Here is an 11,636-nt window from a genome sequence, read left to right on the forward strand (position 1 = left end):
CGCTGACCGCGGTCAGCGCCGCCACCTGGGCGACGTTGCTGACGTTGGAGGTGGCGTGCGACTGCAGGTTGGCGGCGGCCTTGACCACGTCCTGGGGGCCGATCAGCCACCCGACCCGCCAGCCGGTCATGGCGTAGGTCTTGGCGACACCGTTGACCACGATGCACTTGTCGGCCAGCTCGGGCACCAGCACCGGCAGCGAGTGGAACTGCGCGTCGCCGTACACCAGGTGCTCGTAGATCTCGTCGGTGAGCACCCACAGCCCGTGCTCGACCGCCCAGCGGCCGATGGCCTCGGCCTCGTCACGGGTGTACACGGCGCCGGTGGGGTTGGAGGGGGAGACGAAGAGCAGGACCTTGGTCTGCTCGGTGCGGGCCGCCTCCAGCTGCTCCACCGAGACCTTGTAGCCCGTGGTCTCGTCGGCCACGACCTCCACCGGGACGCCGCCGGCCAGCTGGATCGACTCGGGGTAGGTGGTCCAGTACGGCGCGGGGACGATCACCTCGTCGCCCGGGTCCAGGATCGCGGCGAACGCCTCGTAGATCGCCTGCTTGCCGCCGTTGGTCACCAGCACCTGCGCCGGGTCCACCTGCCAGCCGGAGTCGCGGAGCGTCTTCTCCGCGATGGCCTTCTTGAGCTCGGGAAGGCCGCCCGCCGGGGTGTAGCGGTGGAACCGCGGCTCGCGGCAGGCCTGCACCGCGGCCTCGACGATGTAGTCAGGCGTCGGGAAGTCGGGCTCGCCCGCGCCGAAGCCGATCACCGGGCGGCCGGCCGCCTTGAGGGCCTTGGCCTTGGCGTCCACCGCCAGGGTCGCGGACTCCGCGATGGCGCCGATGCGGGCCGACACCCGGCGGTCGGCGGGCCGCACGGCGGGGTCGGGCTGGGGAGCTGGGTGGGAGGAAGCAGCGCTCATGCCTGCATGGTCGCAGAACGCCCCCTGCCGGGGCACGGCGGTTCCAGCATGCGTGCACGGGCGCGTACACGTGTGGGTGACTGCGGCGGACCGGGGACGCCGGGTGGGCGGACGCGCGCGTCCGCTGAAACGGTCCGTCGGGTACAGGTTCGACGCGGAGACCCGGAACCCGTACACTCAACGCTCGATGGCAACCCGTCACCTGCGTCATTCGCATCGCATACAGCACGCTGCGGTTCGGATGCGGTAGGTTGGGTGACATCTCGGCGCCGCAAGGCACCGAAGGGCTATAGCTCAATTGGTAGAGCACTGGTCTCCAAAACCAGCGGTTGGGGGTTCGAGTCCCTCTGGCCCTGCTGCTTGATCCGCGCCGAGCCCGCCCGCTCCAACGAGCGTGCGGGCTTGATGCGGAGAGGGCTCCGACAGCACTGCGACCGGATTCAGGTGAGGACGAGTGACGGAGACCACGGGCTCCACCGCAACGCCTGAGCGCGGCCGTCCCGAGGAAGAGCACAGCGAGCTTCCCTCGCGCCGCGACCGCAAGCGCGCCGCGAAGAAGGACAAGAAGGGCCTCTTCGCCCGGCTCGCGCTCTTCTACCGCCAGATCATCGCCGAGCTGCGCAAGGTCGTCTGGCCGACCCGTAACGACCTCATGACGTACACCACCGTCGTCATCGTCTTCGTGGTGGTCATCATGGCGGTCGTGTCGGGCCTCGACTGGAGCTTCGCCAAGCTCACGTTCTGGATCTTCGGCTGAGCCGCCGCGACCGCGTCATCGGCATCGATCGGACAATCCCGCTACCGTTGACTCGGTACTGTTGAGTTTCCGAGCCGTACACGGACGCTGTTCGCATCGATCTGATTCATCGATCTGATTCGAGGACTGGACAGGAGAAGGCAACGGCGCGGAACCGTTCCATCTCTCATCTCCAGGAAGAAGCAGCCACCGTGTCTGAGTCCCCCCTGTACGACGCCGACGAGACCGTCCGCGAGGCGGACGACGCCGTGGAGCGCGACGCGGCCGGCTCGGCTGAGGCCGAGGGCGACACCGCGGAGCAGATCATCGACGCGGCCGATGCGGACGAGGACGAGGTCGAGGCTGCCGAGGCCGAGGCCGGCGCCCCGGCCGAGGAGGCCGCCCTGCACGTCACCGGCGACGCCGAGACCGAGGCCGAGGAGGCCTCGGAGAGCGGTGCCGAGGAGGCGGAAGAGGCCGAGGACGTCGACCCCGTCGCCAAGTTCCGCGAGGAACTGCGGCTGGCCCCCGGCGAGTGGTACGTGATCCACACCTACGCGGGCTACGAGAACCGCGTCAAGGCCAACCTGGAGCAGCGCGCCGTCTCGCTGAACGTCGAGGACTACATCTACCAGGCCGAGGTGCCCCAGGAAGAGGTCGTCCAGATCAAGAACGGCGACCGCAAGACCATCCGCCAGAACAAGCTCCCGGGCTACGTCCTGGTGCGGATGGACCTCACCAACGAGTCCTGGGGCGTGGTCCGCAACACCCCCGGCGTCACCGGCTTCGTGGGCAACGCCTACGACCCGTACCCGCTGACGCTGGACGAGGTCGTCAAGATGCTCGCCCCCGACGTGGAGCGCGCCGCGGCCAAGGAGGCCGGAAAGCCGTCGCCGTCCCGCCCGGTCGAGGTCCAGGTGCTGGACTTCGAGGTGGGCGACTCGGTCACCGTCACCGACGGCCCCTTCGCCACCCTCCAGGCGACGATCAACGAGATCAACCCCGACTCCAAGAAGGTCAAGGGCCTGGTGGAGATCTTCGGCCGGGAGACCCCGGTGGAGCTCTCCTTCGACCAGATCCAGAAGAACTGACCTGCCCGTTTTTGGACCAGGCGACCGTTCGCGTTAGCCTGGTCCGATGTGTGCGCGTGACCCGGGACGCCGTCCCGTACCCCGCGTGCGCTGCCACTCAAGGCCCTGACAGTGCCCCGGCGCTCCGTTGCGCCGGGTCACGCCTGTCGGGAAACACCTCTCAGAAGGACCCGGAGAGACATGCCTCCCAAGAAGAAGAAGGTCACGGGGCTCATCAAGCTCCAGATCAACGCTGGTGCGGCCAACCCCGCACCGCCGGTCGGCCCCGCCCTGGGCCAGCACGGCGTCAACATCATGGAGTTCTGCAAGGCGTACAACGCCGCCACCGAGTCGCAGCGCGGCATGGTGGTGCCGGTGGAGATCACGGTCTACGAGGACCGCACCTTCACCTTCGTCACCAAGACTCCGCCGGCCGCTCGCCTCATCCTGAAGGCCGCGGGCGTGGAGAAGGGCTCCGGCGAGCCGCACAAGACCAAGGTCGCCAAGATCACCCGCGACCAGGTCCGTGAGATCGCCACCACCAAGATGCCCGACCTCAACGCGAACGACCTGGACGCGGCCGAGAAGATCATCGCCGGCACCGCCCGGTCGATGGGCATCACCGTCGAGGGCTGAGACCGCCTCTCGGGGCCCGTTCCCGGTGAGCGAGCCACCCCAAGTGGTAGGGCCTAGCGCGGCCCGTAGCCACCACGACTCCACAGATCACTTTCAGGAGCAGCAGTGAAGCGCAGCAAGGCTCTGGACGCCGCGGCCGCCAAGGTCGACCGCGAGCGTCTCTACGCCCCCCTGGAGGCCATCCGCCTGGCCAAGGCGACCTCCACCACCAAGTTCGACTCGACCGTCGAGATCGCCATGCGCCTGGGTGTCGACCCGCGCAAGGCCGACCAGATGGTCCGCAGCACCGTGAACCTGCCGCACGGCACCGGCAAGACCGCTCGGGTCCTGGTCTTCGCGACCGGTGAGCGTGCGGCGGCCGCGGAGGCTGCGGGTGCCGACATCGTCGGCGCCGACGAGCTGATCGACGAGGTGTCCAAGGGCCGTCTGGACTTCGACGCCGTCGTCGCCACCCCGGACCTCATGGGCAAGGTCGGCCGTCTGGGCCGTGTGCTCGGCCCCCGTGGCCTGATGCCGAACCCCAAGACCGGCACCGTGACCCCGGACGTGGCCAAGGCCGTGACCGAGATCAAGGGCGGCAAGATCGAGTTCCGCGTCGACAAGCACTCGAACCTGCACTTCATCATCGGGAAGTCGTCCTTCTCCGACGAGCAGCTCGTCGAGAACTACGCGGCCGCCCTCGAGGAGGTGCTGCGGGCCAAGCCGTCCGCCGCCAAGGGCCGCTACATCAAGAAGACCACCGTGTCGACCACCATGGGCCCCGGTGTCCCGGTCGACCCGAACCGCACCCGCAACCTCCTCGTCGAGGAGGACCCCGCGGCGGTCTGACGCCCGAGGATTCCTCGGCGGGCCCGCACCCCTGGTCTCCAGGGGTGCGGGCCCGCCGCATGTGCGGCCTGGGCTAGAGTCCGAGAGCTGCCCCCTGATCCCGGGACGGACCAAGGACTCACCATGCGCTCCATACGCACCGCCGCCGCCGTGGTCGTCGTCGCGACGCTCCTCGGCGGTACCACCGCCTGCGGCGGGCACCGGAAGCGCACCCCCAAGCAGGCGTTCCAGGCCGCGGCCAAGGTGATGGCGGACGCCGGGGCGGCCAAGGTGGCGCTGCAGCGCCAGGACCCGGTGGACGGAGCGAGCAGCGGCTCCGGGGAGCTGTCGTGGGGGAGCAAGCCGGCGATGGCGCTGGTGATGCGGCACGGTGCCGCGCAGATGCAGGTCCGCACCCTGGACGGGGTCGTCTACCTGGTGGCGGACCCGGAGCAGAGCGCCTGGATGGGCGGCCGCCACTGGATGCGGTTCGACCCCAGGACCTCCGGCGGGGACGGCGCCGGGGCAGCCCTGTACTCGACCTGGAGCGAGCAGCTCAGCCCGGCGTCCGACCTGACGGCGCTGGCCGCCGTGGGCCGGCTGCAGCAGGTCGGGTCCGAGCGGCTGGACGACGACCTGGACACCGTCCACTACCGGGCGTCGGCCTCGGTGACGGACATGGTGGGCGCCAGCAGCGACCTCTCGGCGGAGCAGCGGGCCTCCCTGCTCGACGCGTACCGCCGGCAGGGCGCCACCAGCATCACCGTCGACGTCTGGATCGACGACAAGGACCAGGTGGTCCAGGAGCGGCGCTCCTTCCTGCTGCCCAAGGGCCCCGAGACCACCTCCACCCGTTACTCGGCCATCGGCATGGAGGTGGACATCCAGGCGCCGCTGCCGGACGACACCTTCGACACCCGGAACCTGACCGGAAGGGAACCGTCCGGGGATGCAACCGGCTGAGGCCGTAGATCGTCCTCACCCAGTGACGCACTGTCGCTTCCTGACCAGTAGGGGGATCCCATGAAGCAGATACGTCTCGTCGGTGCCGCAGCCGTGCTCGTCGTGGGCCTGACCGGCCTGGTGGGCTGTAGCAGCACAGGCAGCGGAGCGTCCGGCAGCAGTACCAAGGCCGCCGGCGACGGCGGCGCCAAGGGCGCGGGCGCGCCCGCGGTCGATGTGTCCAAGGCGCTCGGCCTGGTGGCCAAGTCCACCGACAGCGCCTCCTCGGCGCGGATGCGGATGGTGGAGCGGGTGCCCAAGGTCGGCACCATCACCGCCTCCGGGGTGATGAGCTGGAAGCCGCTCTCCATGGACCTCACCATGGACACCTCGGGCATCGCCGGTGCGTCCCAGGCCGGCGCCGGGTCCCTGCGCATGGTGATGACCGGCCAGGTGATGTACATGAACATGGGCGCCAAGGCGGCTGCGAGCCTGCAGGGCAAGCACTGGCTGAAGATGGACCTGGCGGCCGTGGCCAAGTCCCAGGGCGGCGCCGGACAGCAGATGCTGGACCAGCTGAACAAGCAGTCCGGTCAGGACCCGACCCAGAGCGTCGGGCTGATCACCGGCTCGGGCAACGTCAAGCAGGTCGGCAGGGAGACCGTCGACGGTGTCTCCACGACCCACTACCGGGGCACCGTGGACATCACCAGCCTCGCCGAGAAGCAGGGCAGCCTGGGCAGCATGACCGCCACCCAGCGCAAGCAGTTCGAGACCCAGATGACCAAGCTCGGTGTGAAGACCATGAACATCGACCTCTGGGCGAACGACCAGAAGCGGCCGGTCAAGGTGCACGAGACCGCGCAGACCGCCAACGGCCCGCTGGACATCGTGGTCGACTACTCGGACTACGGCACCCCCGTGCACGCCGTGGCGCCGCCGGCCTCGGACACCCTGGACCTCTCCCGGCTGCTCAACAACGCCAACCGGGCCGCAGGGCACAGCTGACCCGTTCGGGGCGGCCCCGGGCCGGGCGATTTGCCCGGGGGCGCCCCGGTCACCTACTCTGAAACCTGCCAAAGACCGCTGGTTGTCGCTGTGCGCCCCGTCAGGGGAGCCCGGTGACCGAAGGATCTGCGAACGAGCAGACGGCCTGCGCAGGTGTGATTGGAGCTTGGTCTCCGGCTTCTTGTGAGCCGTCGAGACCGTCGCGAGCCCCGTGCGCCTGTGCGCCGGGGCTCCTCTCGTTCTCCCAGCCCCCTTCCCGCGGGATCAGCATCGACATCACGGAAGGAGGCGTAAGCCTATGGCGAGGCCCGACAAGGCTGCCGCTGTCGCGGAGCTCACGGACAAGTTCCGTACCTCCAACGCGGCGGTGCTGACCGAGTACCGCGGTCTGACCGTGGCGCAGATCAAGACCCTGCGCCGCTCGCTGGGTGTCAACGCCCAGTACGCCGTGGTGAAGAACACGCTGACCAAGATCGCTGCCAATGAGGCCGGGATCACCGAGCTCGACGACCTGTTCGCGGGTCCGACGGCTGTCGCCTTCGTCACCGGTGACCCGGTGGAGTCGGCCAAGGGTCTGCGTGACTTCGCCAAGGAGAACCCGGCTCTCATCATCAAGGGCGGTGTCCTTGACGGCAAGGCGCTGTCCGCCGATGAGATCAAGAAGCTCGCGGACCTCGAGTCCCGCGAGGTGCTGCTCGCCAAGCTTGCCGGTGGCATGAAGGCGTCCATGGCCAAGGCCGCGGCGACCTTCCAGGCCCCGCTCTCGAAGTTCGTCCGCACCGCGGACGCCCTTCGCAGCAAGGTCGAGCAGGGCGGTGCCGGTACGCCGGCTCCCGCCGCCGAGGACGCCGCCGCCGAGTGATCGGCGGGCTGACGCCCTCGCAGCGGGCCCGTACGCCCGCCGTTATGTACATCCGGCACCAGCCGAATTAGTGGAAGGACGCCAATCATGGCGAAGCTGTCGCACGACGAGCTGCTTGAGGTCTTCGGCGAGATGACCCTCATCGAGCTCTCCGAGTTCGTGAAGGCCTTCGAGGAGAAGTTCGACGTCGAGGCTGCCGCTCCGGTCGCCGTCGCCGGCGTTGCCGCCCCGGGCGCCCCGGTCGAGGCCGCTGAGGAGCAGGACGAGTTCGACGTCATCCTCGAGTCCGCCGGTGACAAGAAGATCCAGGTCATCAAGGAGGTCCGCGGCCTGACCTCGCTCGGCCTGAAGGAGGCCAAGGACCTGGTGGACGGCACCCCGAAGCCGGTCCTGGAGAAGGTCAAGAAGGAGGACGCCGAGAAGGCGAAGGCCGCCCTCGAGGCCGCCGGCGCCAAGGTCACCGTCAAGTGACCTCGGTCTCCTGACCGCAGTCCCAGACTGCGCCCCTTCGCGGGGCGGGCCGGGGTGCTCCGGGCTGTCGGTGGTGTTGGGTACGCTGAGCGCTGTCGCCGGCTGCACCGCCCTCACCACGGGTTCTTCCCCGGCGCAGTGGTACCGCCGGGCGGCGCCTGTGGTGATCTCCGCAGCGCCTGGCCCTTGACGAACCGCACGCCGCGCGCAATTCTCAGGACGCGTGGTCACTCCGTCCGGTCCCGAATGCATGAACCGGGCTCGTGACGGGAAGTGAACACGGCGTGAGGTGTACGGCCTTTCCGAGGGGCCGTACGACACGGCAGGAACCGCCCTGCAGACCGCCCCGACGGGGGCGGTCGGCACGAGGGAGGGAGTCTCCGATTCGGTCTCCGAATCAGAGCTGGACAGCAGTGTGCCGAATGGCTACACTGTCCCTTTGCGCTGCCTGTTAGCTGCTCCGTGACTCGTCGCCCGGAGTTCGCACTGCCCTGAACAGGGGCGGCCCCCGACCGAGCACCCGTTCCGACCAGGACAAACGTCCTGCCGGTGCGGTGCTGCAAGAGCCGGGGCGCCGATCCTGGGAAGGTCGGGCCCGGTACGCGCGTAGTGAGTCCGAGCCCTCGGAAGGACCCCCTCTTGGCCGCCTCGCGCAACGCCTCGAACAACTCCGCCTCCACCGCACCCCTGCGTGTCTCCTTCGCGAAGATCCGCGAGCCTCTCGAGGTACCGAACCTCCTCGCCCTGCAGACCGAGAGCTTCGACTGGCTGCTCGGCAACGCGGCGTGGAAGAACCGGGTTGAGAGCGCCCTCGCGAACGGACACGACGTCCCGACCAAGTCCGGCCTCGAGGAGATCTTCGAGGAGATCTCGCCGATCGAGGACTTCTCCGGTTCGATGTCGCTGACCTTCCGCGACCACCGCTTCGAGCCGCCGAAGAACTCCATCGACGAGTGCAAGGAGCGCGACTTCACCTACGCCGCGCCGCTCTTCGTCACCGCCGAGTTCACCAACAACGAGACCGGCGAGATCAAGTCGCAGACGGTCTTCATGGGCGACTTCCCGCTCATGACCAACAAGGGCACCTTCGTCATCAACGGCACCGAGCGTGTCGTGGTGTCGCAGCTGGTCCGCTCCCCGGGCGTCTACTTCGACTCGACGCTCGACAAGACCTCCGACAAGGACGTCTTCTCCGCCAAGGTCATCCCGTCGCGCGGTGCCTGGCTGGAGATGGAGATCGACAAGCGCGACATGGTCGGCGTCCGCATCGACCGCAAGCGCAAGCAGTCCGTCACCGTCCTGCTCAAGGCGCTCGGCTGGACCAGCGAGATGATTCTCGAGGAGTTCGGCGAGTACGAGTCGATGCGCGCCACCCTGGAGAAGGACCACACCCAGGGCCAGGACGACGCGCTGCTGGACATCTACCGCAAGCTGCGTCCGGGCGAGCCGCCGACCAAGGAGGCCGCCCAGACCCTGCTGGAGAACCTCTACTTCAACCCCAAGCGCTACGACCTGGCCAAGGTCGGCCGCTACAAGGTCAACCGCAAGCTCGGCATCGACGAGTCGCTGGACTCCGGCGTGCTCACCGAGCAGGACGTCATCGCGACCATCAAGTACCTGGTCAAGCTGCACGCCGGCGAGACCGAGTGGGTGGACGCCGAGGAGGGTCGCGACATCGTCGTCGAGGTCGACGACATCGACCACTTCGGCAACCGCCGTCTGCGCAACGTCGGCGAGCTCATCCAGAACCAGGTCCGTACCGGCCTGGCCCGTATGGAGCGCGTCGTCCGCGAGCGGATGACCACCCAGGACGTCGAGGCGATCACGCCGCAGACCCTGATCAACATCCGGCCGGTCGTCGCCTCCATCAAGGAGTTCTTCGGCACCAGCCAGCTGTCCCAGTTCATGGACCAGACCAACCCGCTGTCGGGCCTGACCCACAAGCGCCGTCTGTCCGCGCTGGGCCCCGGTGGTCTCTCCCGTGAGCGGGCCGGCTTCGAGGTCCGTGACGTGCACCCGTCCCACTACGGCCGGATGTGCCCGATCGAGACCCCCGAAGGCCCCAACATCGGTCTGATCGGCTCGCTGGCCTCCTACGGCCGGGTCAACGCCTTCGGCTTCGTGGAGACCCCGTACCGCAAGGTCGTCGACGGTGTGGTCACCGAGCAGGTGGACTACCTCACCGCCGACGAGGAGGACCGCTTCGTCATCGCGCAGGCCAACGCGCCGCTGACGGAGGAGCTCACCTTCGCGGAGCCCCGAGTGCTGGTCCGCCGCCGTGGCGGCGAGATCGACTACATCCCGGGCACCGAGGTCGACTACATGGACGTCTCGCCGCGCCAGATGGTGTCGGTCGCGACCGCCATGATCCCCTTCCTGGAGCACGACGACGCCAACCGCGCGCTCATGGGCTCCAACATGATGCGCCAGGCCGTCCCGCTGCTGAAGAGCGAGGCGCCGCTGGTCGGCACCGGCATGGAGTACCGCGCCGCGGTCGACGCCGCCGATGTCATCGCCGCCGAGAAGGCGGGTGTGGTCCAGGAGGTCTCCGCGGACTACATCACCGTCGCCAACGACGACGGCACCTACACCACCTACCGGGTGGCCAAGTTCACGCGCTCCAACCAGGGCACCGCCTTCAACCAGAAGGTGATCGTGGACGAGGGCGCCCGCATCGAGGTCGGCCAGGTGCTGGCCGACGGCCCCTGCACCGACGAGGGCGAGATGGCCCTCGGCAAGAACCTGCTGGTCGCGTTCATGCCGTGGGAGGGTCACAACTACGAGGACGCGATCATCCTGTCGCAGCGCCTCGTGCAGGACGACGTCCTCTCCTCGATCCACATCGAGGAGCACGAGGTCGACGCCCGTGACACCAAGCTGGGCCCCGAGGAGATCACCCGGGACATCCCGAACGTCTCCGAGGAGGTCCTCGCCGACCTCGACGAGCGCGGCATCATCCGGATCGGCGCGGACGTCGTCACCGGCGACATCCTGGTCGGCAAGGTCACTCCCAAGGGCGAGACCGAGCTGACCCCGGAGGAGCGCCTGCTCCGCGCGATCTTCGGTGAGAAGGCCCGTGAGGTCCGCGACACCTCGCTGAAGGTGCCGCACGGCGAGTCCGGCAAGGTCATCGGCGTCCGCGTCTTCGACCGCGAGGAGGGCGACGAGCTTCCCCCGGGTGTCAACCAGCTGGTCCGCGTCTACGTGGCCCAGAAGAGGAAGATCACCGACGGTGACAAGCTCGCCGGCCGCCACGGCAACAAGGGCGTCATCTCCAAGATCCTCCCGGTCGAGGACATGCCGTTCCTCGAGGACGGCACCCCGGTGGACATCGTCCTCAACCCGCTCGGTGTCCCGTCCCGGATGAACCCGGGACAGGTCCTGGAGACCCACCTCGGCTGGCTGGCCAAGCAGGGCTGGGACGTCTCCGGCATCGGCGAGGAGTGGGCCCGCCGCCTGCAGGCGATCGACGCCGACCAGGTGGACGCCAACACCAACCTGGCGACGCCGGTCTTCGACGGCGCCCGCGAGGACGAGATCACCGGTCTGCTGGAGAACACCATCCCCAACCGCGACGGCAACCGCATGGTCGGTGCCTCCGGCAAGGCGAGGCTGTTCGACGGCCGCTCCGGCGAGCCGTTCCCGCACCCGATCTCGGTCGGGTACATGTACATCCTCAAGCTGCACCACCTGGTCGACGACAAGCTCCACGCCCGGTCGACCGGTCCGTACTCCATGATCACCCAGCAGCCGCTCGGTGGTAAGGCGCAGTTCGGTGGTCAGCGCTTCGGTGAGATGGAGGTGTGGGCCCTGGAGGCGTACGGCGCCGCCTACGCCCTGCAGGAGCTCCTCACCATCAAGTCCGACGACGTGCTCGGCCGAGTGAAGGTCTACGAGGCCATCGTCAAGGGCGAGAACATCCCGGAGCCCGGCATCCCCGAGTCCTTCAAGGTGCTCATCAAGGAGATGCAGTCGCTCTGCCTGAATGTGGAGGTGCTGTCGTCCGACGGTATGTCCATCGAGATGCGTGACTCCGACGAGGACGTGTTCCGCGCCGCGGAGGAGCTCGGTATCGACCTGTCCCGGCGCGAGCCGAGCAGCGTCGAAGAGGTCTGACGGAGGTCGGCGGGGCCTCACCCCGGTGAGGCCCCGCCACCCCCAAGGCCCCCATCAGACCAGACGAAAGACTCG

Annotated in this window: 10 protein-coding genes and 1 tRNA gene; 10 read left to right on the forward strand and 1 reads right to left on the reverse strand. The window is 68.5% G+C overall.

The window, feature by feature from the left end; genetic code table 11:
- Positions 1–913 (reverse strand): pyridoxal phosphate-dependent aminotransferase (locus AOK09_RS21900; RefSeq protein WP_055588953.1); only part of this gene is annotated, 913 nt, incomplete at its 3' end.
- 283 nt (positions 914–1,196) lie between these two features.
- Between AOK09_RS21900 and AOK09_RS21905 the strand changes: the two genes are divergently transcribed.
- From AOK09_RS21905 to rpoB, 10 genes are all read left to right on the forward strand, one after another.
- A tRNA-Trp gene (locus AOK09_RS21905) sits at positions 1,197–1,269 on the forward strand.
- Between the two features lie 98 nt (positions 1,270–1,367).
- Positions 1,368–1,670 carry a preprotein translocase subunit SecE gene (gene secE, locus AOK09_RS21910; RefSeq protein ID WP_055588932.1) on the forward strand — a complete coding sequence of 101 codons (303 nt, stop codon included), beginning with the start codon at positions 1,368–1,370 and terminating at the stop codon, positions 1,668–1,670.
- 191 nt (positions 1,671–1,861) lie between these two features.
- On the forward strand, positions 1,862–2,740 hold the full coding sequence (gene nusG, locus AOK09_RS21915; protein WP_055588933.1) for a transcription termination/antitermination protein NusG: 879 nt from the start codon (positions 1,862–1,864) through the stop codon (positions 2,738–2,740).
- Positions 2,741–2,920: 180 nt separating this feature from the next.
- Complete coding sequence (gene rplK / locus AOK09_RS21920) at positions 2,921–3,355, forward strand: 50S ribosomal protein L11 (protein WP_055588934.1); 435 nt, start codon at positions 2,921–2,923, stop codon at positions 3,353–3,355.
- Between the two features lie 105 nt (positions 3,356–3,460).
- The gene (rplA, locus tag AOK09_RS21925) at positions 3,461–4,183 is read left to right on the forward strand and encodes a 50S ribosomal protein L1 (protein ID WP_055588935.1); all 723 of its coding nucleotides are present in this window, start codon (positions 3,461–3,463) and stop codon (positions 4,181–4,183) included.
- 123 nt (positions 4,184–4,306) lie between these two features.
- Positions 4,307–5,125, forward strand: coding sequence for a hypothetical protein (locus AOK09_RS21930; protein WP_055588936.1), 819 nt, complete (start codon positions 4,307–4,309; stop codon positions 5,123–5,125).
- A gap of 60 nt (positions 5,126–5,185) precedes the next feature.
- Positions 5,186–6,112 carry a hypothetical protein gene (locus AOK09_RS21935; RefSeq protein ID WP_055588937.1) on the forward strand — a complete coding sequence of 309 codons (927 nt, stop codon included), beginning with the start codon at positions 5,186–5,188 and terminating at the stop codon, positions 6,110–6,112.
- A 298-nt stretch (positions 6,113–6,410) separates the two neighbouring features.
- Positions 6,411–6,974, forward strand: a complete 564-nt coding sequence (rplJ, locus tag AOK09_RS21940) for a 50S ribosomal protein L10 (protein ID WP_055588938.1) — start codon at positions 6,411–6,413, stop codon at positions 6,972–6,974.
- Between the two features lie 87 nt (positions 6,975–7,061).
- On the forward strand, positions 7,062–7,445 hold the full coding sequence (gene rplL, locus AOK09_RS21945; protein ID WP_055588939.1) for a 50S ribosomal protein L7/L12: 384 nt from the start codon (positions 7,062–7,064) through the stop codon (positions 7,443–7,445).
- A 639-nt stretch (positions 7,446–8,084) separates the two neighbouring features.
- A complete protein-coding gene (gene rpoB / locus AOK09_RS21950) occupies positions 8,085–11,561 on the forward strand; it encodes a DNA-directed RNA polymerase subunit beta (protein ID WP_055588940.1) in 3,477 nt (1,158 codons plus the stop codon).
- Positions 11,562–11,636 lie beyond the last annotated feature (75 nt).

This window comes from Peterkaempfera griseoplana, assembly GCF_001418575.1.
Lineage (GTDB): Bacteria > Actinomycetota > Actinomycetes > Streptomycetales > Streptomycetaceae > Peterkaempfera > Peterkaempfera griseoplana.

What these genes read in the sequence shown, in the direction of transcription:
- AOK09_RS21935 (WP_055588937.1), top strand. Translation starts at nt 5,186, where the DNA reads ATGAAGCAGATACGTCTCGTCGGTGCCGCAGCCGTGCTCGTCGTGGGC.
- rplL (WP_055588939.1), top strand. Translation starts at nt 7,062, where the DNA reads ATGGCGAAGCTGTCGCACGACGAGCTGCTTGAGGTCTTCGGCGAGATG.
- AOK09_RS21930 (WP_055588936.1), top strand. Translation starts at nt 4,307, where the DNA reads ATGCGCTCCATACGCACCGCCGCCGCCGTGGTCGTCGTCGCGACGCTC.
- rplJ (WP_055588938.1), top strand. Translation starts at nt 6,411, where the DNA reads ATGGCGAGGCCCGACAAGGCTGCCGCTGTCGCGGAGCTCACGGACAAG.
- rplK (WP_055588934.1), top strand. Translation starts at nt 2,921, where the DNA reads ATGCCTCCCAAGAAGAAGAAGGTCACGGGGCTCATCAAGCTCCAGATC.